The following is a 21,671-nucleotide window of genomic DNA, read 5'->3' on the forward strand; positions in this document are numbered from 1 at the left end:
CGGAGCCCTCGATGGCTTACATCTGGATCAAGACCTTCCACATCGTGTTCGTGATTGCCTGGATGGCGGCGGTGTTCTACCTGCCGCGGATCCTGGTCAACATCGCCGAAGCCGGCGAGCAGCCGGCCGTGCGCGCGCGGCTGGTGCTGATGGGGCGGCGGCTGTTCCGCTTCGGCCACGTCATGTTCGGACTGGCGGTGCTGCTGGGGCTGGCGCTGTGGTTGCACTTCGGGATCGGCGGTGGCTGGCTGCATGCCAAGCTGGTGCTGGTGGCGCTGCTGCTGGCGTACTTCATCGTCAGCGGGCGCTGGCTGAAAGGCGTCGACGCCGGGCGCGCGCTGCCCTCGGCGAGGGCGATGCGCTGGTTCAACGAGGTGCCGGTGCTGGTGCTGGTGGCGATTGTCTGGCTTGTGCTGGCGAAGCCGTTCTGACCGGGCGTGCCGCGGGTTGTGCGTGTTTGGCGTTGTTTCGCTTTGCGCGTGCCGCGTTGTGTAGGAGCGACGTAAGTCGCGATCGCACGGCGATCCCGGGTATCAGTGAAATCGCGACTTGCGTCGCTCCTACACGGGAACGACCGTCAGCGCGGGTTGAGCGCCGCGGCCGCCGGCAGCTCCACCGGCACGCCATCGGCATTGCAAGCGCCGGCTTCGCACACCGCCTCGCGCAGGTGCGGGGTCGACTGCAGCAGGAAGTGGAAGATCGTGTTCTGCTCGACGCTGCCACGCACGGCGGCGCTGCCGGGGCCGCGCGCCCAGATGCCGACATCGTCACCGCCGTGTGACTCCGAGCCGGTCGGGACCAGCGCTTCCTGCATGTAATCCGGGGCGGTGGTGTCGACATCGGTGAGGTCGGGGCGGCCGTTGGCGGCCTGGTAGCCATCGGCGTCGTGCGGGAAGGATTTTGGGCCGGCCGGTTGCGACTTCGAGGCGCCGGTGTAGCCGGGGCCGTTGGCGTAGCTGAGCGTGGTGTACGGCATGCCGCGGGCGTCGAGGGTGAACTCGGCGACGCCTTCGTCGTTGACCTCGCGCACCTTGCCGAGGATCGGGTTGCCGCGCATCGGGTAGCCGACGAAGCTCAGGGTGTGGGCATGGTCGGCGGTGACCAGGACCAGGGTGTCTTCGGCCGAGGTCATGTCGACAGCGGCCTGGACGGCGTCGCTCAGCGCGATGGTGTCGGTCAGCGCGCGGTAGGCGTTGCCGTCGTGGTGGGCGTGGTCGATGCGGCCGCCCTCGACCAGCAGCACGTAGCCGTCGGAGTCGTCGGCCAGGCGGGTGATCGCGGCGCGGGTCATTTCGGCCAGGCTCGGCTCGCCGGCGGCGTCGTTGGGGCGGTCGTGCTCGTACTGCATGTGGCTGGGCTCGAACAACGCCAGCACCGGGGCGTCGGTCGGCGCCGCGGCGAACTGCTCGGCGTTCCAGACATAGCTGCCGTCCGGATGGCGCTGCTTCCACTGCGCGATCAGGTCGCGACCGTCCTTGCGGCGGCCGGTCTCCTCCGGGTATTCGGGATCGTGCTGGTCCGCCGGCATGAAGTTGGTGCGACCGCCACCCATCATCACTTCCGGGCCGGTGCCGAACGGCGACTCGATCATCTGCCGGGCAATGTCGATGCAGCCGGCCGCCTTCGCTTCGGCGGGCACGCTGCTTTCCCAGCCGCGGCTGGCGGAATGGCTGAGCGTCGCCGCGGGAGTCGCGTGGGTGAGGCGGGCGGTGGACACCACGCCGGTTGCCATGCCGCTGGCGGCGGCCAGTTCCCACAGGGTCGCGAGTGGCGCGGCGAGGGCGCCGCCGCAGTCGCCGAAGTCGGCGGATTGGCCGATGCTGATCACGCCGGCGCGGGTCTTGGCGCCGGTCGCCATGGCGCTCATGGTGCCGGCCGAGTCGGGCGTCTGCGAGTCGGTGTTGTAGGTCTTGCTCAGCGCGGTGGCGGGAAAGTGCTCCCAGCTCAGGCGGTTGTGCTCGCCGGGCTGGCCGGCGCGCTGACCGGCGAGGATGCGCGCGGCGGCGACCGTCGGCAGGCTCATGCCGTCGCCGACGAACAGGATCACGTTCTTCGCGCGGCCATCCATCGCGCCTCGTTCGGCCGCCTGGGCCGCGCCGTCGCGGAACCACCACGCGGCGGTTTCGCCGTCGGGGTGGGTGGTAGCGGGGACGTCCACCTGCAGCGTGTGTCGCGGAGTCGCGGGACCGGTGGCCGTGGTGGCACAGGCCGCGATCAGCACGGTGGGAACGAGGACCAGGCAGGCGCGTCGCAGACGGGGCATCGAGAAAACCTTTCGACAAATGATTGGGATCAATTATGCCGCGCGATCGTTGCAGCAGTGGGACACTCCCATGCAGGCGCGGGCCGCCCGTGATCGCGCTCACGGGTCAACATGTGGCTTTGATCGATGGAGGGCGTGGCATGGGTGAGGAACACGGAGGCCACGAGGCCATGGCGGACCACGTGCTGGTGGAGCGGTTTCCCGACGCCGCCGCCTACGCACGCCTGCGAGCGGCGGCGGGCCTGTCGCGCAAATCGGCGGACGCGGCCGCGCGCGGCGTTGCCGGCACCCTGTACGGCGTCAGCGTCCTGCGTGACGGCGAACTGGTCGGCATGGGCCGGATCGTCGGCGATGGCGGGTGCTTCTTCTTCGTGGTCGACATCGCGGTGGAGCCGGCGCACCAGCGTCGCGGCCTCGGCAAGCGGATCATGGCGGCACTGGACACGTGGCTGCGCGCCAATGCGCCGGAAACCGCGCACGTGGCGCTGTTCGCCGATGGCGAGGCCAGGCACCTGTATGCGAAGTACGGGTTTGTCGAGAACACGAAGTCGGTGGGCATGGACTACGTCGTCAGGGCGCGGCGTTGATGCAACCGTGGCGCCTGTCGGCTTGACACTATTGTTTACGACTGTAATCTTTATTTGATTACGGGCGTAAACAGAGGTGGGCAATGGAATGTTCGACCGCGAAGATGCCGGCGGTGGCTGCGCTACTGATTCTCTCGGCCGGGTTGTTGCATATGGGAGGTTGCGCAAGCACCGCACCGGAGACCACGGTGGAATCGATCCGTTCCGGGGAGGTCGGGGTGACCGACATCACTCGCCGCGTAGCGTTCCCTGCGCGCGTGCAACTTGCGGGCAACGAGGCGTTCCAGATGCCGCAGGCGGCGCCGGGCAATGCGTTGCCGACTTACCCGGAGTCCCTGCTGCGGCAGGGACTGCCGCCGCAAGCGGTATGCCTGCGGGTGAGCATCGATCGCGACGGTGGGGTAATGGGCAGCGCACCGATAGAGGCGACGCCGGAGTGTCCGGCGCCCGGCATCGTCGACCCGCAATTCTTCGCCGCTGCGAAGGATGTGGTCGCGAACTGGCGCTTCGATCCGGCGGCGCGCTGCACGTTCAGCGATTCCCGCAGCGCCGATGCCGACGCCGGTGACTGCACCGGGGCGGACAAGGTTGCGCAGGCGGTGTCGCTTGCCTATCGCTTCGTGTTCGAGCAGCACGAGGGGCGCGGGTCGGTGCGGATCAGCCAGTAGCCGGTCCTGCCCTACGCCCGCGAATAGCGCCAGGACACCATCCGCCCGTCGCGGTACGGCATCACTCCGTGAAACGCGCGCGGGTCGTCGTCGAACACCAATGGCAGGAAGTTGCGGTCGCCTTCCCACATCGGCAGTTCGTTCAGGCGCTCCAGCGGCACCCATTCGAGTTCGCCCTCGGGGTTGCTGGTGAACGGCGTGCCGCTGAAGCCGGTGACCAGGAAGATGAAACCGAGCCAGTCCTCGCCGTGCTTGCCGAAGCCGGGCCAGCTGATGGTGCCGCGCAGGACGAGGCGGTCGCAGTCGATGCCGGCTTCCTCGAAGATCTCCCGGCGCATGCCGGCGACCACATCCTCGTCGGCCTCCAGCTTGCCACCGAGGCCGTTGTACTTGCCCAGGTGCTGGTCGTCGGCGCGGGCGTTGCGGTGGACCAGCAGGACTTCGCGGCCGTCGGCCGACAGCACGTAGCCGAGGGTGGCGACGATCGGGGTGTAGGGCATCAGTCGGCGGCCTGGCGTTGCCTGGCCAGCTCCTGGTCGAACGCGCGCTCGTAGCTGTCGGCGTATTCGACGCAGCTCATCGGTTCCGGATGCGGTGCGTCGGTGGCGGCCGGGGCCCAGCCGACGCTGCCGGGATGCGGGGCGATCAGCAGGTCGCAGGGCAGGGCGCGCACGGCATCGAAACCGCGCCGGTAGGCCTCGACGATATGCGGGAAGCGCGGGTTGTCGATCAGCTCGTAGCCGGGCGTGCTGAGGCTGTCGACATAGGCGATGCGCAGCGGCTTGCCGGCGTCAGTGGTATCAGTCCAAGTCCAGCTCATCGAACCGGGGGTGTGGGCCGGGGTGAAGTGGGCGGTGAAGACGATGCCGCCGAGTTCGACGGTTTCCCCATCCTGCAGCAGGCGGTCGGCCTGGGTCGGCGGGAACACGATCTCGTCGCCGAAATGGATGTCGTCGCTGCCGCCGCGGGCGAGCAGCACGGCGGATTCGGCGTTGCTGACGAGGGTGGCGCCGGTCGCGCGGCGGATCGCGGCCAGCGGGCCGGCATGGTCGCCGTGGGCGTGGCTGTGCAGGATCAGCTTGAGGTCATCGGGGGCGACGCCGAGTTCGGCCATGTGCCGCAGCAGCATGTCGGCGGCCTGCTGCACGCCGCCGTCGACCAGCACGGCGCCGTCGGGCGTCTTGACCAGCAGCGCGCTCAGGCCTTCGGTGCCGATGTACCAGGTGTGCTCGGCGATCCGGAACGGCGCGACCGGCTGGCGCCAGCTGTCGGGGGTCTGGTAGCCCTTGGACTGCGGCAGCACCGGTTCGGCGGCGATGGCGAGGGCGGGCAGCAGGGTGCAGGTGAGGGCGAGCAGGCGGAGGGTTGGCATCGAAGGTCGGCTGGCGATGGGCGCCACAGTGTCGACGATCATGCCGGTCCGGGCTACCGCGTGGTGCGCGAAACGGAGCCGAGCCACGCTGCGGGCAACGGCAGCAGCACCCCGAGCACAGTCATCCACAGCGGGTGCGGAATCATCGCCGCGTTGGCGATGACGCCGGCCAGCACCACCGCGCCGACCAGAAGCGCCGCCGTGCGTGGATGCCGGCGCGAGATCCGCGCCGCGAGCCAGCCGCCCAGCAGGGAGCCCAACGCCCAGCCCGTCACCACCAGCGCCATCGCCGATGGCGGCGCAGCCCCGATGAAGGCGGTCAGGTCCGCCGGGCTGGTCAGGTCGAGTCCCGGTGGCGGCGGGTGGAGCGCGGCGCTGCCGAACTGGCAGAGCATCATCGTGAGCCAGGCCACCAAGATGCCGGCCACCACAGCGAGGATCGTGCGTCCCATGTCGCGCCCCGGTTGCAAACCGTCCGCAGCATCGCGCGTCCGCACGTGGCCGGCAAGCGGCATGTCATGCGCATAATCGACCGACGATACGACTGATGGAGACGACATCGATGACCCGATTCCCCGGCGAACGTCCACACGCCCGCATCCCATCCGGCACCTTCGTGGCGCGGCCGGCATGAGTGGGCGGCAGCGCGAGTTGACGATGCGCTTCCTGGCCGAGCCGACCGATGTCAATTACGGCGGCAAGGTCCACGGCGGGGTGGTGATGAAGTGGATCGACCAGGCCGGCTACGCCGCCGCGGTGGGCTGGAGCGGCACCTACAGCGTCACCGTCGCGGTCGGCGGCATCCGCTTCGTCGCGCCGATCCGGATCAGCGACCTGGTCACCGTGCGGACCAAGCTGGTGCATACCGGCACCAGCAGCATGCACTTCGCGGTCGAGGTCAGCGCCTGCGACCCGATGGGCGGAACGCCGCGGCTGTGCACGCATTGCGTGATCGTGTTCGTGGCGCTCGACGGGGTCGAGGGCAAGCCGACGCCGGTGCCCGGCTGGGAGCCGGTGAGCGATGACGACCGCGAACTGGCCGAGTACGCGATGAAGGTGATGGAGCTCAGCAAGGGGATCGAGCAGACCGTCGAGCGCTACCGGCTGGCGGGCGTGCCGTAGCCTTTACCGCTTCTGCGCCGGATACGAAAAAGCCGCCCGGAGGCGGCTTTTTTGGGCTGTCCGGAACGCGGCGCCTCAGATCCCGGCGACGCGGCGCGCCTGCATGTACTTGCGGCTCCAGTAGCCGCTGTCGAGACTCGACACCATCACGTCCTTGCCCGTGCTCGGCGCATGCACGAAGCGGCCTTCACCGACATAGATGCCGACGTGGTCGACCCGGCCCCGGCGGCCGAAGAACACCAGGTCGCCCACGTTCAACTTGGACTTGTCCTGGACCAGCTCGCCGGCTTCGGCCTGGTCGCGCGACACCCGCGGCAGCTCGATGCCCAGGGAGTTGCGGAACACGTAACTGACCAGCCCGCTGCAGTCGAAGCCCTTCTCGGGCGAGGTGCCGCCCCAGCGGTAGGGCGTGCCCAGCAGCGTCAGTGCCTTCTGAAGCACGGTCTTGATCCGGCTGTCCGGCGGCGTGTAGTCCTCGGCCACCGCCGCGGTCTTGCCGGAAACCAGCATGCTGTTGATGTCGTTGGCGACCAGCAGTGCGCGATCCGGCAGCGCCATGGCTTCGGGCATCAACGCGGGCGCCTCCACCGCGGCCGAGGCCGACGCGGTGGGAGTCGCTTGCTGGGCGATCGCCGGCGTGGCCGCGGTGGCCAGCAGGCATGCGAAGAGGAGGTTGCGGACCCGCGCGGAACGGGCAGCGGCGGTGTGCCGGGAAATCAGGTACTTCACATGGTCATCACGAAGTCGTCACCGGGCGATCATGACGATCAAATCGTTGCGATAGGTTTAATTGAAGTTAAATTATCGTTAATGAATGCGCGAGGGTTCTCAGTTCCATATCCCCGTTTCGCCCGCGCTCAGTTCAGGACGCGCTTTGCACCGCTGTAGTGGTCGCGCCAGTAGTGGCCGTCCAGCGTGTCGAGCCTGACCGTGCCGCCGCTGCTCGGCGCGTGCACGAAGCGCCCGTTGCCGACGTAGATGCCGACATGGGTCACGCGCCCGCCGGTGCTGAAGAACACCAGGTCCGCGGCGCTCAGTTGCCGGGGCTCGATCCGGGGCCCCTGGTACTCGGACAACGCCCGCGAGGTCCGCGGAAGCTTGATGTCGAGCATGTCGTCGTAGACGTAGTTGACCAGCCCGCTGCAGTCGAAACCGGCTTGCGGGGTGTTGCCGCCGTAGAGATAGGGCGTGCCGACCAGGCTGATCGCGCGCATCAGCACCGCGTTGGCCGCGGCGGGATTGCTGGGCGGGACCACCGGCCACTGGCGCGGATTTTCCGGCGGCGGGGTGCGGCGGACGACGTCCTGGCTGCCGCCGCAACCGGCGAGCGACGCGCCTGCCAGCACCACGAAGGCGAGCGACGCGCCGATGCCCCAGTGGCGCCGTGCTGGCGTGGGGGCGGTGTTGCCGGGATAATGCGCGGCTTTCGTCACGGTCGACAGCTTGAACGCTGCCGGCTGCGGCGGCAACCCTCGCCGCCACCGATCCGGTGGTGCTGCCCGCGCCTCCAGTGCGCGTCGCCCTTCTACCGAGTCCAGCCATGAAAATCGAAAAAGACCGCGTCGTCCTGTTCCACTATTCCGTCGCCGAGCAGGGCGGGGAATCGCTGGAGTCCTCCGAGGGCCGCGGCCCGCTGGCGATCCTGATCGGCCACGGCAACATCATCCCGGGGCTGGAAAAGGCGATGGAAGGCCACGAGGCCGGCGACAAGTTCAGCGCCGACGTTAAGGCCGCCGAGGCCTATGGCGAGATCCAGCCGAACCTGACCCAGCGGGTGCCCAAGAAGTATTTCAAGGACGTCAAGCTGGTCCCGGGCATGCAGGCGGTGCTGCCGACCAACTTCGGCCCGCGCGCGGTGACCGTGCAGAAGGTCGGCATGAGCGTGGTCGACGTCGACCTCAACCACCCGATGGCGGGCAAGGACCTGAGCTTCGAGATCGAGATCGTCGAGGTCCGCGAGGCCAGCGAGGAAGAGGTCCAGCACGGCCACGTGCACGGCGAAGGCGGCCACGAGCACTGAGCCACGCCACATCGAAGCACTACCGGACGGCCCGCCAACGCGGGCCGTTCCGCGTTCGGGCCTCCGCCATCGGGGCATGACCAATGGCCGCTTGCGGGTCACCGCGGCGCTGTCATGATCCCCGGATCGAGTCTGGGGAGGCTTTCACGATGGGCAGCACGATGACCGGCACCCCGCTGGCGCCACTGGCGTCCGCACAGCGGATCGACAACCTCGACGTGCTGCGCGGCATCGCGCTGCTGGGCATCGTGTTGATGAACGTCGAGTTCTTCAGCGCCCCGCTGATGGACATCTCCGAAGGCATCTCGCCGGGTGATCGCGGGCTGGACCGGCTGGCCGACGCGTTCGTGTACGTGTTCGTGCGCGGCAAGTTCTGGACGCTGTTCTCGCTGCTGTTCGGGATGGGCTTCGCGGTCATGCTCGGCCGCGCGCAGGCCGCCGGGCGCAGCTTCGCGCCGGTCTACCTGCGGCGCACGTTCGGCCTGCTGCTGTTCGGCCTCGTCCACGCGCTGCTGATCTGGTCGGGCGACATCCTGGTGTCCTACGCGTTGACCGCGCTGGTGCTGCTGCTGTTGTTCCGCAACACCCCGACGGAGCGGTTGTGGAAGTGGGGTGGCGGGATCTGGGCGGTGATGATCGGCCTGATGCTGTTCTTCACCGCGATGATGACGATGGGCGACGGGACCCAGGACCCAAACGCCTCCAAGGCCGCCGCCGAGGCCGCCGACCTGCGCGCGGCCGAAGTTGCGGCCTACTCGGCCGGCAGCTACGCCGCGGCGACCGCCGTGCGCGTCCGGACCTTCCTGCACATGCTGGGCTTCAACGTGTTCCTGGTGCCGATGGTGCTGGGGATGTTCCTGGTTGGTGCGTGGCTGGTCCGCAGCGGGGCGATGGCGCAGCCGTCGGGGCACCGGCGCCTGTTCGTGTGGATGGGCTGGATCGGCGGCGTCGCGGGGCTGGCATTGACCGTGGCCAGTGTCGCGATCGACCCGAACCCCGGCGGCACCGACCAGTCGTCGCCGGCGACGATGCTGGCGATGACGTTGCACATGGCCGGCTCGCCGCTGCTGTCACTGGGCTACATCGCGATCGTGGTACTGGCACTGGAGCGCGGTGCCTCGTGGCTGCGTACGCTGGCGCCGGCGGGACGGATGGCGCTGACCAATTACCTGGCGCAGTCGATGGCCGGCACGCTGGTGTTCTACGGCTATGGCCTGGGGCTGTGGGGCGAGGTGTCGCGTGCGTGGCAGGTGGTCGGCGTGGCGGTGTTCTTCGCGCTGCAGGTGGTGCTCAGCCGCTGGTGGTTGTCGCGGTTCCGCTATGGTCCGCTCGAGTGGACGTGGCGGGCCTTCACCTACTGGCAGTTGCCTCCCATGCGGCGTGACGGTGCACTGCCGCTGGACGCCTCCACCTCGTAAACTGGCGCGATGAATCAACGCGAAGATGTGGTTGTCGTCGGTGCCGGCGTGGTCGGCCTTGCGTCGGCGTTGGCCCTGATCGAGGCCGGTCGCGGCGTATGCGTGCTCGATGCGGGCCGGATCGGCGGCGGCAGTTCCCATGGCAACTGCGGCACCATCACCCCCAGCCATGCGCCACCGCTGGCGGCACCGGGGATGGTCGCGACCGCGCTGCGGATGATGCTCACGCCCGACGCGCCGCTGTACGTCCGTCCGCGCATGGACCCGGTCCTGTGGCGCTGGCTGTGGACGTTTGCCGCACGCTGCAACGTGCGCGACTGGCGCGCCAGCGCGCTGGCCAAGTCGATGCTGCTGAACGACTCGCGCACCCGTCTGCAGGACTGGGTGGGCCGGTACGGACTCGACTGCGACTTCCGCGAGACCGGCGAGGATTACATCTACCGCGACCCGCGCGCGTTCGCCCACGGCCAGCAGGAGATCGGCCTGCTGCGCGAACTCGGCGTCGATGTCGAGGTGGTCGACGGCGCGACCTGTGAAGCACAGGAGCCGGCATTGAAGCCCGGCGTGGCCGGGGCGATCCGTTTCTCGGGCGACGCCGCGCTGCGCCCGGACCGTTACGTCGCCGAGCTGGCGCGGGTGGTGCGCGAGCGCGGTGGGGTGATCGTCGAAGGCAACCCACTGCAGTCGATGTCGCACGAATCCGATGGGATCGCGTTGACGACCGCCAACGGCCCGATGCGCGCGCGCGACGTCGTGCTGGCATCGGGGGCCTGGTCGCACCGGCTGGGCCCGGCGATCGGCCTGCCGTGGTTGCGCCGCGCGATGCAGCCGGGCAAGGGCTACTCGATCACCTATTCGGCGCCGCCACTGGTGCCACGGCGGCCGCTGATCCTGCGCGAGCGCTCGGTCTGCGTGACCGCCTGGGGCGATGAAGGCGACTGCACCGGGTTCCGGCTCGGCAGCACGATGGAATTCTCCGGGTTCGACGACAGCCTCAACACGCGACGACTTGCCGCACTGGAGCGCGGTGCGGCCGAATATCTGCACCAGCCGGTCGGGCCGCAGGTGCAGGAGCGCTGGTACGGCTGGCGGCCGATGAGTTGCGACGACGTCCCGATCATCGGCCGCGCGCCCGGCCAGGACCACCTGTGGCTGGCGACCGGCCACGGCATGATGGGCGTCGGCATGAGCAGCGGTACCGGACAACTGCTCGCTGACCTGATGAGCGGGCACGCGCCGGCCATCGACCCCGCGCCGTTCCGGCCCGAGCGGTTTGCCTGAGCGGCGCTGACGCACGCACGACATCGGCTGCGGCACGATGGCCGCCTGTCGACCGGGAGGAACCATGCTTTACGACTTCGACCTGATCGTGATCGGCGGCGGCTCCGGCGGACTGGCCGCGGCTTTTCGCGCCGCCGAGCACGGCGCGCGCGTGGCCCTGCTCGAGCCCGGCGCGCTGGGTGGCACCTGCGTCAACGCCGGCTGCGTGCCGAAGAAGGCGATGTGGCTGGCGGCCGAGGTCGGGCGCAAGCTGTCGTTCGCGCAAACGCTGGGGTTCGCCGCGCAGGATTGCGCATTGGACTGGCCGGCCTTCATCGCCCACCGCCAGCGCTACATCACCAACATCCATGCCAGCTACCAGCAACGGCTCGACAAGGCCGGGATCGCGGTGCTGCCGATGCGCGCGACCCTGCGCGATGCCAACACGATCGAATGCGAGGACGGCGTGCGCCTGTGCGCACCGCGCCTGCTGCTCGCCACCGGTGGCCATGCGGCCAGACCGGATATCCCCGGTGCGGAACTGGGCGGTACCTCCGACGATTTCTTCCACTGGACCGCGCCGCCGGAGCGGGTCGCGCTGGTTGGCGGTGGATACATCGCCACCGAGCTTGCGGGCGTGCTGCAGGCATTGGGCAGCCAAGTCGAAGTCTTCGTCCGCGGACAGCGCCTGGTCGAGAGCTTCGACGCCGAGCTGGCCGACCAACTGGCCGAGGACTATCGGCAGGCCGGCGTGCACCTGCATTTCGGCTGCGAGGTAAGCGCGCTCGAGCAGGCGGGCAACGGTATCCGGTTGGTGGGCGAGGGGACGCCGGACGACGCATTCGATGCCGTGCTGTTCGCCACCGGCCGCCGTCCGAACACCCGGGACCTGGGGCTGGAGGCGGCGGGCGTCGCGACCGACAAGCGCGGCCACGTCATCGTGGACGAGCGTCATTCGACCAACGTCGACAGCGTCTTCGCGGTGGGCGACGTCAGCACCGACCTGCCGTTGACGCCGGTCGCGATCGCCGCCGCACGCCGACTGATGGACCGGCTGTTCGGCGACCGCGACCGGCCGCTGGATCCGGATGACATCGCCACCGTGGTGTTCAGCCATCCGCCGATCGGCAAGGTCGGGTTGACCGAGGCGAAGGCCCGCGAATTGCACGGCGATGCGGTCCACGTCGCCCGCTCCAGCTTCCGACCGATGCTGCATGCACTGGCGGACTCGCCGCAGCGCAGCCTGTTCAAGCTGGTTTGCGTGGGCGAGGAGCGCCGCGTGGTCGGGATCCACCTGCTGGGCGAAGCGGCCGACGAGATCCTGCAGGGTTTCGCGGTCGCGTTGAAACGTGGCGTCACCCTGGCGGACCTGCACGACACCGTCGCGATCCACCCGACCAGCGCCGAGGAGCTGGTGCTGATGCGGTAGGAGCGACGTAAGTCGCGAACGCACGGCGATTCCGGATGTCAGTGAAATCGCGACTTACGTCGCTCCTACATGGGCCTGAACAGATCGGGCACCCGCATCGACTTGCGCGACAATAGCCGCATGAACACCTACACCCTCCACCGCGGCACGGCGCCGCTGCTGGTCAGCCTGCCGCACGACGGCAGCGCGATCCCCGACGACCTCGCCGCGCGCATGACCGACGATGCCCGGCGCGCGCCGGATACCGACTGGCACGTCTCCAGGCTCTACGACTTCGCCCGCGAACTCGGTGCTTCGATCCTGGTGCCGCGCTATTCGCGCTACGTGGTCGACCTCAACCGCCCGCCCGACGACACCTCGCTGTATCCCGGCCAGAACACCACCGGCCTGTGCCCGGCGGTGCGGTTCAGCGGTGCGCCGGTGTATCGCGATGGCGAAGCGCCCGATGCGGCCGAGATCGCCGCGCGGGTCGAGCGCTACTGGCGGCCGTACCACGACGCGCTGCGCAGCGAACTCGACCGCATCCACGCGCAACATGGCCGTGCAGTGCTGTGGGAAGGCCACTCGATCCGCGGAAGCGACCTGCCGTTCCTGTTCGAGGGCCGCCTGCCGGACCTCAACCTCGGCACCGCCACCGGCACCAGCTGCTCGCCGGCACTGCAGTCACGGCTGGAATCCGTGCTGGGTTCGCAGGACGACTACGACTGGGTCGCCAACGGCCGCTTCAAGGGCGGCCACATCACCCGCCACTACGGCGACCCGGCGCGCGGCATCGATGCGGTGCAACTGGAGATCAGCCAGCGCAACTACATGGACGAGGCGTCGTTCGACTACCTCCCGGAAAAGGCGTCGCGCTTGCAGAAGCTGTTGCAACCGTTGTTGCGGACCTGCCTCGACGCCTGACTGCCGCGACCACGAACGAAAAGGCCGGCCCGGTGTTCCGGGTCGGCCTTCGCGTTGCCTGCGGGCAGAGGGGCTCAGTCGATACTGGCGCTCGCATTGGTGGCCGTGCTGTCGGCACCCGCCACGTCCTCGCCGATGTACTGGTCCAGGAACTCTTCCATCATCCGGTACAACCTGGCGCGATTCTCCGGCTTGTAGAAGCCATGGCCTTCACCGCTGATCACCAGCGTCCTGGCAGGGCGGCCACTGTCCTCGAAGGCATCGGCCAGTGCTTCGAACTGTTCCATCGGCACCCGGCGGTCAAGCTTGCCCTGGGCCAGCATCACCGGGACCTTGATCTTGTCGACGTGCTGTGCCGGTGAGTTGGCCGCGAGCACCGCCTGGTCGGTGCCCAGCACGCGTTCCAGGTAACGCCGTCCGGCACGCCGGTCCTGGATGTCGCCTTCCTCGAACATGATCTGCAGGTCGTAGACGCCGACGCTGCCGATGGCGCACTGGTAGAGGTCCGGGTAGCGGATCGGGTTCATCAGCGCCGCATAGCCACCGAAGCTGGCGCCGTAGATGCAGATGCGATCCGGGTCGGCCAGCTTCTGGTCGATCGCCCAGCGCACGCCGTCGGCGATGTCGTCCTGGATCTTGCCGCCCCATTCGCGGTAGCCGGCTTCGACGAATTCCTGCCCGCGCCCGCCGGAACCGCGGAAGTTGACCTGCAGGACCGCATAGCCGCGGCTGGCCAGGAACTGCGCGTCGCCGTCGTAACCCCAGGTGTCCTCGACGTCATAGGGGCCGCCGTGCGGCATCACCACCATCGGCTTGGGGCCGGTGCCATGGCTGGTGTAGATCGCATGCAGGGTCTTGCCGTCGCCGCTGGTGAACTCGACCGGCCGCACCGGGGCCATCTGCTCCGCCTTGATCCAGGGCATCGCCTCGGCGATCAGGCGGACCTTGTTGCTGTCGCGGTCGAACAGGTAATACGCGCCGGGATGGCGTCCCGAATAGGTCACGAACAGCAGCTTGCGGTCGTCGTCACTGACGTCGTACGGCATCACCAACTGGCCCGGGAAGGCCTTGCTGAGGCCGGCGTGCATGGCCGCCCACGGCGATGCCTTGTCGATGTAGTCGACCATCGGCTTGCTGCCGCCGTAGGCCACCGCGAACGGTGCGCCGCGGCTGCCTTCGTACAGCACCCGGCTGATCTCGACGTCGTCGCGACCGGCAAGCAGTTCGCGGGTGCCGGCCGCCAGGTCGATCCGGTACAGCCGCGCAGGTTCGCGGTGATCGGAGACCAGCGCGTACAGCAGGTTGTTGTCGGCGGCGAAGCGGCGCGGGCTCAACGAGTAGCCGGCCAGCGATTTCGGCAGCGGCTGCCACGCCGCCGCAGGAGTTGGGCGGTACTGGGCGGTGGGGATGTCGTTCTCGTCGAGGCCGACCACCACCCGGGCGGTGCCGGTGTTGTCTGCTGCGAAACCGACCCTGCCGGGGAAGCGCTCGATCTCCTTGCGGTCGCCGGTACGGGTGTCGGCGCGGAACAGGACGGTGTCGGGTTCCTCGCCGCAGTTCCAGCACCGGAAAGACACCAGCGCCATGCCGGGCTGGTCGCGCAGCAAGCCGACGATCTGCGAGAACCCCCGGTCCTTGCGGCGCCCCGTGATCATTCCGGTATCCGGGACGAAACCGAACAGCAACTCCTGGTCGCTGCCATCGGCGTTGGTCGCGATGATTTCCCCGAGACTGTAGGGACGCGCTTCCAACGGCTCCATCTCGGCCTTGGACACCACCAGCCGGTTGTCGGTGGTCCAGTAGATGTCGGTGACGTGCTTCTGCTTGCCGAAGCGCATGGCCTGGACTTCACCCGAGCCGTCCAGCGGCACGACCTGCAGGTGGGTCTCGGAGCCTTCCGCGGCAGGCACCGCCAGCGCGACGCGGGTGCCATCGGGCGACAGAGCGATGTCGGTGATCTCGGCATGCCGGGCGAAAAGATCGGCCGACAATGTCTGGGCGCCCACCCACGGACAGGCCAGCAGCAAGGCCAGCATGCAACTGGCGGATTGGTTCGATTTCATGTTCCCTCCCCGGAACATCCGTTGTCCGGGAATCATGCCACGTCGGGTGGGCGCCGCCGTGGCGGCTTACACCTCCAGCGTCGCCAGGTCGCCCTTGGTCTCCAGCCAGGCCTTGCGGTCGGACGCGCGCTTCTTGGCCAGCAGCATGTCCATCAGCTTGCGGGTCGCCTCGCCGTCGTCGACGGTCAGCTGCACCAGCCGGCGGGTGTCGGGGTGGATGGTCGACTCGCGCAGCTGCGGCGGGTTCATCTCGCCCAGGCCCTTGAAGCGGGTGACGTGGACACTGCCAGCCGAGCCCTTCTTCTTCTCGGCCTTCTCGCGCTCGATCTTCTCCAGCAGGATGCGCTTCTCCTCCTCGTCGAGGGCGTAGAACACCTGCTTGCCGAGGTCGATGCGGAACAGCGGCGGCATCGCCACGAACACGTGGCCGGCCGCGACCAGCGACGGGAAATGCTGCAGGAACAGCGCGGTCAGCAGGGTCGCGATGTGCAGGCCGTCGGAGTCGGCGTCGGCCAGGATGATGACCTTGCCGTAGCGCAGCCCGGTGAGGTCGTCCTTGCCGGGGTCGCAGCCGATCGCAACCGCCAGGTCATGCACTTCCTGCGACGCCAGCACGCTGCCGGAGGCGACTTCCCAGGTATTGAGGATCTTGCCGCGCAGGGGAAGGATCGCCTGGAAGTCCTTGTCGCGGGCCTGCTTGGCGCTGCCGCCGGCCGAGTCGCCCTCGACCAGGAACAGCTCGGTGCGCGACAGGTCCTGGCTGCTGCAGTCGGCCAGCTTGCCGGGCAGGGCGGGGCCCTGGGTGACCTTCTTGCGGGTGACCTGCTTCTCGGTCTTGAGCCGCGCCGAGGCGCGGTCGATCGCGAGCTGGGCGATCCGCTCGCCGAGTTCGACGTGCTGGTTGAGCCACAGCGAGAACGCATCGTGGGCGGCGCCCTCGACCATGCCGGCGGCCTGGCGCGACGACAGCCGTTCCTTGGTCTGGCCACTGAACTGCGGGTCGGTCATCTTCAGCGACAGCACGAACGACACCCGGTCCCAGACATCCTCCGGCGCCAGCTTGACCCCGCGCGGCAGCAGGCTGCGGAAATCGCAGAACTCGCGCAGCGCATCGGTGAAGCCGGTGCGCAGGCCGTTGACGTGGGTGCCGTGCTGGGCGGTCGGGATCAGGTTGACGTAGCTCTCCTGCACCAGCTCGCCGTCGGGCACCCAGGCCACGGCCCAGTCGACCACCTCGGTGTCCTTCTTCAGCTGGCCGACGAACAGTTCAGGCGGCAGCAGTTCGCGGTCGACCAGTTCGCCGCGCAGGTAGTCGCGCAGGCCGTCCTCGTAATGCCACTCCAGCTTCTCGCCGGTGGCGGCATCGAACAGGCGCACGGTGAGGCCGGGGCACAGCACCGCCTTGGCCCGCAGCAAGTGCTTCAACGAGCGCAGGTTGAACTTGGCGGTGTCGAAGTACTTCGGGTCCGGCCAGAACCGCAGCCGGGTGCCGGTGTTCTTCTTGCCGACGCTGCCGACGATCTCCAGCTCGGACGTCCGGTCGCCGTCGCCGAACGTCATCCGGTATTCGTTGCCCTCGCGCTTGATGAACAGCTCGACCCGGGTCGACAGCGCGTTGACCACGCTGACGCCGACGCCGTGCAGGCCGCCGGAGAACGTGTAGTTCTTGCCGCTGAACTTTCCGCCCGCATGCAGCCGGGTCAGGATCAGCTCGACGCCGGGGATGCCTTCTTCCGGGTGGATGTCGACCGGCATGCCGCGGCCGTCGTCGCTGACCTCGCAGCTGCCATCGGCGTGCAGGGTGACCTCGATGCTGCGGGCGTGTCCGCCGAGCGCCTCGTCGACCGAGTTGTCGATCACCTCCTGCGCCAGGTGGTTCGGCCGGGTGGTGTCGGTGTACATGCCCGGGCGGCGCTTGACCGGGTCCAACCCGGACAGGACTTCGATATCGGCGGCGTTGTAGCGATTGTTCATCGAGTGCTTCTGGGTCCAGACACGGGCGGTGCGGCGAGAATGGCGACGGGCCGGGGGCCGGTCAAGCGCGGAGACGCCTCGCAACAGACCCCGCCGAGCGTGACCGCGTCGTTAAGCTCCCGTTGTTCAGGCCCCGGCGTGGGTCCGGTCGCTAGGGTCGGCTGCGTCGTCCGGTTTGCCCCCTGTGTCCGGACGGCGTGCTTTGTCAGTTGTTTCATTTCCAGGATGCCCCCCATCCCGGGCGATTCATCCCCCAATACGAATTTCAGGAGACACACCACCATGAATATCCGCAAGCTGATGCTGCCGACCCTGGTTGCTGCCCTGATCGCCGCTCCGGCCGCGTTCGCCCAGACCGCGCAGGTCGACGCCAATGCCGAGGTCGATGCGCAGGCCCAGGTCGACCAGGCCGCCGCTGATGCAGCCGCTGCCACCGACACGGCGTCCGACACCGCCAATGCCGCCACCGGCGCGGTCGCCGATACCGCCACCGCGGCCGATGTCCAGGCCGATGCCGCGGTCGAAGGCGAGATCGAGCCGGAAGAGGAAGACGACAACTGATCGTCCCTGCTGACGGTATGTAGTGTCGATCCAGAGCGTCCCGGTCCGCCGGGGCGCTTTTTCATTGCCGCTTTGCCGGCTGCTTTGCCGGCGGCTTTGTTCGTCCCGGGCGATCGGACGCCATTCCCGGCCGAGCCGTCGCTGTCAACCGCTCGCGGCCCGGGCGCCCAGCCGGTAAACTACGGCTTTCCAGCGGCAGCGAATCGCATGACACCCCACCGTTCCATGACCCCACTCGTCTTCGTCACCGGCGGCGTGGTGTCCTCGCTCGGCAAGGGCATCGCCGCCGCATCGCTGGCGGCCATCCTCGAAGCGCGCGGCCTGCGCGTGACGATGATGAAGCTGGACCCCTACATCAACGTCGACCCGGGCACGATGAGCCCGTTCCAGCATGGCGAGGTCTACGTCACCGACGACGGCGCCGAGACCGACCTGGACCTCGGCCACTACGAGCGCTACGTCCGCACCCGGCTGAGCCGCAAGAACTCGGTCACCACCGGCCGCATCTACGACAACGTGATCCGCAAGGAGCGCCGTGGCGACTACCTCGGCGGCACCGTGCAGGTGATCCCGCACGTCACCGACGAGATCAAGCGCTGCATCGTAGAGGCGACACAGGGCTTCGATATCGGCCTGGTCGAGATCGGCGGCACCGTCGGCGACATCGAGTCTCTGCCGTTCCTGGAGGCGATCCGCCAGATCCGCAGCGAGCGCGGCCCCGACAAGGCGCTGTTCATGCATCTCACCCTGGTGCCGTGGATCGCCGCCGCCGGCGAGCTCAAGACCAAGCCGACCCAGCACTCGGTCAAGGAGCTGCGCTCGATCGGTATCCAGCCCGACATCCTGCTGTGCCGCTCCGAGCAGCCGCTGCCCGACAGCGAGCGCCGCAAGATCGCGCTGTTCACCAACGTTTCCGAGCGCGCGGTGATCAACGCGCTCGATCTCGACAACATCTACAAGATGCCGGGGCGCTTCCATGAGCAGGGCCTCGATGACCTGATCATCGAGCGCCTGCAGTTGGATGCCGGCCCGGCCGACCTGACCGAGTGGAACGCAGTGCTGGACGCCACCGAGAACCCGGTCGACGAGGTCACGATCGGCATCGTCGGCAAGTACGTCGACCACCAGGACGCCTACAAATCGATCGGCGAGGCGCTCAAGCACGGCGGCCTGCGCCAGCGCACCCGGGTCAGGCTCAAGTGGCTGGAGTCCACCGATGTCGAGACCCACGGCGGCAACGCGCTGGAAGGCGTCGACGGCATCCTGGTGCCGGGCGGCTTCGGCGACCGCGGTTTCGAAGGCAAGGTCCAGACCGCCCGCCATGCACGCGAGAACGGCGTTCCGTACTTCGGCATCTGCTACGGCATGCAGGCCGCGGTGGTCGACGTCGCCCGCCACCTGGCCGGGCTGGAAGGCGCCAACAGCACCGAGAACGACAAGGCCAGCCCACACCCGGTGATCGGTCTGATCACCGAATGGCGCACGGCGACCGGTGACGTGGAGCGCCGCAGCGAGGAAAGCGACCTCGGTGGCACCATGCGCCTGGGCCTGCAGGACCAGCGGATCAAGCCCGGCACCCTGGCCCACGCGATGTACGGCAAGGACGTGGTCGGCGAGCGCCACCGCCACCGCTACGAGTTCAACAACCGCTACCGCACCCAGTTGGAAGACGCCGGCTTGGTGATCAGCGCCAAGTCGATGGACGACCTGCTGGTCGAGATGGTCGAGTTGCCGCGCGACAAGCATCCTTGGTTCCTGGCCTGCCAGGCCCACCCCGAGTTCCTGTCCACACCCCGCGACGGCCATCCGCTGTTCGTCGGCTTCATCCGCGCCGCGCGCGAATACAAGGCCAACGAAGGCCAGGCCGGTGGCCTGCTGAAAGAGGCGAAAGCATGAAGCTCTGCGGTTTCGACATCGGCCTCGACCGGCCGTTCTTCCTGATTGCCGGCCCCTGCGTGATCGAGTCGATGCAGTTGCAGCTCGACACCGCCGGCACCCTCAAGGAGATCACCGACGAACTCGGCATCCCCTTCATCTTCAAGTCCAGCTTCGACAAGGCCAACCGCACCTCGGTGTCGGGCTTCCGCGGCCCGGGCCTGGAAGAGGGGCTGAAGGTGCTGGCCGAGGTCAAGAAGCAGCTCGGCGTGCCGGTGCTGACCGACGTCCACGAGTACACCCCGATGGACGAGGTCGCCTCGGTCGTCGACGTGCTGCAGACCCCGGCGTTCCTGTGCCGGCAGACCGACTTCATCCAGAAGGTCGCCAGCGCCGGCAAGCCGGTCAACGTCAAGAAGGGCCAGTTCCTGTCGCCGTGGGAGATGAAGCACGTTGCCGACAAGGCGCTGGCGACCGGCAACAAGGACATCATGGTCTGCGAGCGCGGCGCCAGCTTCGGCTACAACAATTTGGTGTCCGACATGCGCAGCCTCGCGGTGATGCGCGATACCGGTTGCCCGGTGGTGTTCGACGCCACCCACAGCGTGCAGTTGCCCGGTGGCGCCGGCGGCAAGAGCGGCGGCCAGCGCGAGTTCGTGCCGGTGCTGTCGCGCGCGGCGATGGCGGTCGGCATTTCCGGCATCTTCATGGAAACCCATCCAAACCCGGCGGAGGCGCTGTCCGACGGCCCCAATGCCTGGCCATTGGGCAAGATGCGCGCGCTGCTGGAGACGCTGATGGCGATCGACGAGATCACCAAGCGTAACGGCTTCCTCGAATCACAATCCTGAGCTGCAAAGAACCCGACATGACCCAGATCGCCAAAGTCCACGCCCGCGAGATCCTCGACAGCCGCGGCAACCCGACCCTGGAAGCGGAAGTCACCCTCGCCGACGGCAGCTTCGGCCGCGCAATGGTGCCCTCGGGTGCGTCCACCGGCTCCAAGGAGGCGGTCGAACTGCGTGACGGCGACAAGACCCGCTACCTCGGCAAGGGCGTGCGCACCGCGGTCGACAACGTCAACACCACGATCGCCCAGGCGGTCACCGGGATGGACGGCGCCGACCAGGCCGCCGTCGACAAGCGCCTGATCGACCTGGACGGCACCGAGAACAAGGGCCGGCTCGGCGCCAACGCGCTGCTGGGTGTCTCGATGGCCAATGCCCACGCGATGGCCGCCTCGCTGAAGCTGCCGCTGTGGAAGCACCTGGCCGGTGACCGCACGCCGGTGCTGCCGGTGCCGATGATGAACATCATCAACGGCGGCGCCCACGCCGACAACAACGTCGACCTGCAGGAATTCATGATCCTGCCGACGGGCTTCGACACGTTCTCCGAGAGCCTGCGCGCCGGTACCGAGGTGTTCCACGCGCTCAAGTCGGTGCTCAAGGGCCGCGGACTGTCGACCGCGGTCGGCGACGAGGGCGGCTTCGCCCCCGACCTGCGCAGCAACGAGGAAGCGCTGGAAACCATCCTCGAGGCGATCGGCAAGGCCGGCTACCACGCCGGCGAGGACATCCTGCTCGGCCTCGACGTGGCCAGCAGCGAGTTCTTCGACAACGGCAAGTACAACCTCACCGGCGAGGGCAAGCGCCTGACCAGCGAGCAGTTCGTCGACTTCCTCGCCAACTGGTGCGACCAGTACCCGATCGTCACCATCGAGGACGGCATGGACGAGGGCGACTGGGCCGGCTGGAAGCTGCTGACCCAGCGCCTCGGCAACGAGGTGCAACTGGTCGGCGACGACCTGTTCGTGACCAACCCGCGGATCTTCCAGCAGGGCATCGACCAGCAGGTCGCCAACGCGATCCTGATCAAGGTCAACCAGATCGGCACCCTGACCGAAACGCTGGAGGCGATCGCGATGGCCGACCGCGCCGGTTACGCCGCCGTCGTGTCGCACCGCTCGGGCGAGACCGAGGACACCACCATCGCCGACATCGCGGTGGCGACCACGGCGACCCAGATCAAGACCGGCTCGCTGAGCCGCAGCGACCGCGTGGCCAAGTACAACCAGTTGCTGCGGATCGAGGAACAGCTCGGCAGCGCGGCCCGTTACGCCGGGCGCGACGCGTTCGTCTCGCTGAAGCGCTGAC

Annotated in this window: 21 protein-coding genes; 13 read left to right on the forward strand and 8 right to left on the reverse strand. The window is 68.3% G+C overall.

What is annotated here, in order from left to right:
- Window positions 1–11 precede the first annotated feature (11 nt).
- A complete protein-coding gene (locus ACT9AS_RS05550) occupies window positions 12–431 on the forward strand; it encodes a CopD family protein (RefSeq protein ID WP_445099142.1) in 420 nt (139 codons plus the stop codon).
- Between the two features lie 146 nt (window positions 432–577).
- Here the strand turns inward: ACT9AS_RS05550 and ACT9AS_RS05555 are convergent, their stop codons facing one another.
- The gene (locus tag ACT9AS_RS05555; protein ID WP_445099143.1) at window positions 578–2,263 is read right to left on the reverse strand and encodes an alkaline phosphatase; all 1,686 of its coding nucleotides are present in this window, start codon (window positions 2,261–2,263) and stop codon (window positions 578–580) included.
- Between the two features lie 140 nt (window positions 2,264–2,403).
- Here ACT9AS_RS05555 and ACT9AS_RS05560 point away from each other — a divergent pair, with 140 nt between their 5' ends.
- Window positions 2,404–2,850, forward strand: coding sequence for a GNAT family N-acetyltransferase (locus ACT9AS_RS05560; protein ID WP_445099144.1), 447 nt, complete (start codon window positions 2,404–2,406; stop codon window positions 2,848–2,850).
- A 188-nt stretch (window positions 2,851–3,038) separates the two neighbouring features.
- Complete coding sequence (locus ACT9AS_RS05565; protein ID WP_445099145.1) at window positions 3,039–3,518, forward strand: hypothetical protein; 480 nt, start codon at window positions 3,039–3,041, stop codon at window positions 3,516–3,518.
- 11 nt (window positions 3,519–3,529) lie between these two features.
- Here the strand turns inward: ACT9AS_RS05565 and ACT9AS_RS05570 are convergent, their stop codons facing one another.
- Genes ACT9AS_RS05570 through ACT9AS_RS05580 form a run of 3 tightly spaced genes read right to left on the reverse strand, consistent with a single transcriptional unit; the run spans window position 3,530 to window position 5,405 of the window.
- Complete coding sequence (locus ACT9AS_RS05570) at window positions 3,530–4,018, reverse strand: NUDIX domain-containing protein (protein WP_445099146.1); 489 nt, start codon at window positions 4,016–4,018, stop codon at window positions 3,530–3,532.
- Window positions 4,018–4,890: a subclass B3 metallo-beta-lactamase gene (gene bla, locus ACT9AS_RS05575; protein WP_445099147.1), complete on the reverse strand. Its 873-nt coding sequence runs from the start codon at window positions 4,888–4,890 to the stop codon at window positions 4,018–4,020. Before bla ends, ACT9AS_RS05570 begins: the two co-directional genes overlap by 1 nt.
- Before the next feature lie 53 nt (window positions 4,891–4,943).
- Entirely contained in the window at window positions 4,944–5,405 is a 462-nt protein-coding gene (locus tag ACT9AS_RS05580) for a hypothetical protein (protein ID WP_445099148.1), read from the reverse strand.
- 115 nt (window positions 5,406–5,520) lie between these two features.
- Between ACT9AS_RS05580 and ACT9AS_RS05585 the strand changes: the two genes are divergently transcribed.
- On the forward strand, window positions 5,521–6,012 hold the full coding sequence (locus tag ACT9AS_RS05585) for a hotdog domain-containing protein (RefSeq protein WP_445099149.1): 492 nt from the start codon (window positions 5,521–5,523) through the stop codon (window positions 6,010–6,012).
- Window positions 6,013–6,087: 75 nt separating this feature from the next.
- Here the strand turns inward: ACT9AS_RS05585 and ACT9AS_RS05590 are convergent, their stop codons facing one another.
- Both ACT9AS_RS05590 and ACT9AS_RS05595 read right to left on the reverse strand, forming a co-directional pair.
- Window positions 6,088–6,741 (reverse strand): NlpC/P60 family protein, encoded by a 654-nt coding sequence (locus ACT9AS_RS05590; RefSeq protein ID WP_445099150.1) that lies wholly within the window; start codon window positions 6,739–6,741, stop codon window positions 6,088–6,090.
- A 128-nt stretch (window positions 6,742–6,869) separates the two neighbouring features.
- Window positions 6,870–7,445 carry an NlpC/P60 family protein gene (locus ACT9AS_RS05595; RefSeq protein WP_445099151.1) on the reverse strand — a complete coding sequence of 192 codons (576 nt, stop codon included), beginning with the start codon at window positions 7,443–7,445 and terminating at the stop codon, window positions 6,870–6,872.
- Window positions 7,446–7,552: 107 nt separating this feature from the next.
- On the opposite strand from ACT9AS_RS05595, the gene ACT9AS_RS05600 reads away from it, so the two are divergent.
- The 5 genes from ACT9AS_RS05600 (at window position 7,553) to hutG (ending at window position 13,042) form a co-directional block, all read left to right on the forward strand.
- Window positions 7,553–8,032, forward strand: coding sequence for an FKBP-type peptidyl-prolyl cis-trans isomerase (locus ACT9AS_RS05600; protein WP_445099152.1), 480 nt, complete (start codon window positions 7,553–7,555; stop codon window positions 8,030–8,032).
- 161 nt (window positions 8,033–8,193) lie between these two features.
- Window positions 8,194–9,450, forward strand: coding sequence for a DUF418 domain-containing protein (locus ACT9AS_RS05605; RefSeq protein ID WP_445099772.1), 1,257 nt, complete (start codon window positions 8,194–8,196; stop codon window positions 9,448–9,450).
- A 9-nt stretch (window positions 9,451–9,459) separates the two neighbouring features.
- Window positions 9,460–10,731: an FAD-dependent oxidoreductase gene (locus tag ACT9AS_RS05610; protein ID WP_445099153.1), complete on the forward strand. Its 1,272-nt coding sequence runs from the start codon at window positions 9,460–9,462 to the stop codon at window positions 10,729–10,731.
- Window positions 10,732–10,795: 64 nt separating this feature from the next.
- Entirely contained in the window at window positions 10,796–12,139 is a 1,344-nt protein-coding gene (gene gorA, locus ACT9AS_RS05615; RefSeq protein WP_445099154.1) for a glutathione-disulfide reductase, read from the forward strand.
- Window positions 12,140–12,259: 120 nt separating this feature from the next.
- Window positions 12,260–13,042 (forward strand): N-formylglutamate deformylase, encoded by a 783-nt coding sequence (gene hutG, locus ACT9AS_RS05620; protein ID WP_445099155.1) that lies wholly within the window; start codon window positions 12,260–12,262, stop codon window positions 13,040–13,042.
- A 74-nt stretch (window positions 13,043–13,116) separates the two neighbouring features.
- Here the strand turns inward: hutG and ACT9AS_RS05625 are convergent, their stop codons facing one another.
- Both ACT9AS_RS05625 and parE read right to left on the reverse strand, forming a co-directional pair.
- Complete coding sequence (locus ACT9AS_RS05625; protein ID WP_445099156.1) at window positions 13,117–15,105, reverse strand: LpqB family beta-propeller domain-containing protein; 1,989 nt, start codon at window positions 15,103–15,105, stop codon at window positions 13,117–13,119.
- A 66-nt stretch (window positions 15,106–15,171) separates the two neighbouring features.
- Window positions 15,172–17,079 (reverse strand): DNA topoisomerase IV subunit B, encoded by a 1,908-nt coding sequence (gene parE, locus ACT9AS_RS05630; protein WP_445099157.1) that lies wholly within the window; start codon window positions 17,077–17,079, stop codon window positions 15,172–15,174.
- Window positions 17,080–17,361: 282 nt separating this feature from the next.
- Here parE and ACT9AS_RS05635 point away from each other — a divergent pair, with 282 nt between their 5' ends.
- The 4 genes from ACT9AS_RS05635 to eno all read left to right on the forward strand — a co-directional run bounded on the left by ACT9AS_RS05635 (window position 17,362) and on the right by eno (window position 21,670).
- Complete coding sequence (locus ACT9AS_RS05635; RefSeq protein ID WP_445099158.1) at window positions 17,362–17,640, forward strand: hypothetical protein; 279 nt, start codon at window positions 17,362–17,364, stop codon at window positions 17,638–17,640.
- A 225-nt stretch (window positions 17,641–17,865) separates the two neighbouring features.
- Window positions 17,866–19,536 carry a CTP synthase gene (locus tag ACT9AS_RS05640; protein WP_445099159.1) on the forward strand — a complete coding sequence of 557 codons (1,671 nt, stop codon included), beginning with the start codon at window positions 17,866–17,868 and terminating at the stop codon, window positions 19,534–19,536.
- Window positions 19,533–20,366 (forward strand): 3-deoxy-8-phosphooctulonate synthase, encoded by an 834-nt coding sequence (gene kdsA / locus ACT9AS_RS05645; RefSeq protein ID WP_445099160.1) that lies wholly within the window; start codon window positions 19,533–19,535, stop codon window positions 20,364–20,366. The genes ACT9AS_RS05640 and kdsA overlap by 4 nt, the downstream gene beginning before the upstream one ends.
- A 17-nt stretch (window positions 20,367–20,383) precedes the next feature.
- Window positions 20,384–21,670, forward strand: a complete 1,287-nt coding sequence (gene eno, locus ACT9AS_RS05650) for a phosphopyruvate hydratase (protein ID WP_445099161.1) — start codon at window positions 20,384–20,386, stop codon at window positions 21,668–21,670.
- Window position 21,671: the final 1 nt, after the last annotated feature.

Source organism: Lysobacter sp. F60174L2 (genome assembly GCF_052547135.1).

Bases quoted from the DNA above. Each gene is read 5' to 3' on its own strand.
- ACT9AS_RS05550 (WP_445099142.1), top strand. From the start codon at position 12: ATGGCTTACATCTGGATCAAGACCTTCCACATCGTGTTCGTGATTGCC.
- ACT9AS_RS05555 (WP_445099143.1), bottom strand. From the start codon at position 2,263: ATGCCCCGTCTGCGACGCGCCTGCCTGGTCCTCGTTCCCACCGTGCTG.
- ACT9AS_RS05560 (WP_445099144.1), top strand. From the start codon at position 2,404: ATGGGTGAGGAACACGGAGGCCACGAGGCCATGGCGGACCACGTGCTG.
- ACT9AS_RS05570 (WP_445099146.1), bottom strand. From the start codon at position 4,018: ATGCCCTACACCCCGATCGTCGCCACCCTCGGCTACGTGCTGTCGGCC.
- bla (WP_445099147.1), bottom strand. From the start codon at position 4,890: ATGCCAACCCTCCGCCTGCTCGCCCTCACCTGCACCCTGCTGCCCGCC.
- ACT9AS_RS05580 (WP_445099148.1), bottom strand. From the start codon at position 5,405: ATGCCGCTTGCCGGCCACGTGCGGACGCGCGATGCTGCGGACGGTTTG.
- ACT9AS_RS05585 (WP_445099149.1), top strand. From the start codon at position 5,521: ATGAGTGGGCGGCAGCGCGAGTTGACGATGCGCTTCCTGGCCGAGCCG.
- ACT9AS_RS05600 (WP_445099152.1), top strand. From the start codon at position 7,553: ATGAAAATCGAAAAAGACCGCGTCGTCCTGTTCCACTATTCCGTCGCC.
- ACT9AS_RS05605 (WP_445099772.1), top strand. From the start codon at position 8,194: ATGACCGGCACCCCGCTGGCGCCACTGGCGTCCGCACAGCGGATCGAC.
- ACT9AS_RS05610 (WP_445099153.1), top strand. From the start codon at position 9,460: ATGAATCAACGCGAAGATGTGGTTGTCGTCGGTGCCGGCGTGGTCGGC.
- gorA (WP_445099154.1), top strand. From the start codon at position 10,796: ATGCTTTACGACTTCGACCTGATCGTGATCGGCGGCGGCTCCGGCGGA.
- hutG (WP_445099155.1), top strand. From the start codon at position 12,260: ATGAACACCTACACCCTCCACCGCGGCACGGCGCCGCTGCTGGTCAGC.
- ACT9AS_RS05625 (WP_445099156.1), bottom strand. From the start codon at position 15,105: ATGAAATCGAACCAATCCGCCAGTTGCATGCTGGCCTTGCTGCTGGCC.
- parE (WP_445099157.1), bottom strand. From the start codon at position 17,079: ATGAACAATCGCTACAACGCCGCCGATATCGAAGTCCTGTCCGGGTTG.
- ACT9AS_RS05635 (WP_445099158.1), top strand. From the start codon at position 17,362: ATGAATATCCGCAAGCTGATGCTGCCGACCCTGGTTGCTGCCCTGATC.
- ACT9AS_RS05640 (WP_445099159.1), top strand. From the start codon at position 17,866: ATGACCCCACTCGTCTTCGTCACCGGCGGCGTGGTGTCCTCGCTCGGC.
- kdsA (WP_445099160.1), top strand. From the start codon at position 19,533: ATGAAGCTCTGCGGTTTCGACATCGGCCTCGACCGGCCGTTCTTCCTG.
- eno (WP_445099161.1), top strand. From the start codon at position 20,384: ATGACCCAGATCGCCAAAGTCCACGCCCGCGAGATCCTCGACAGCCGC.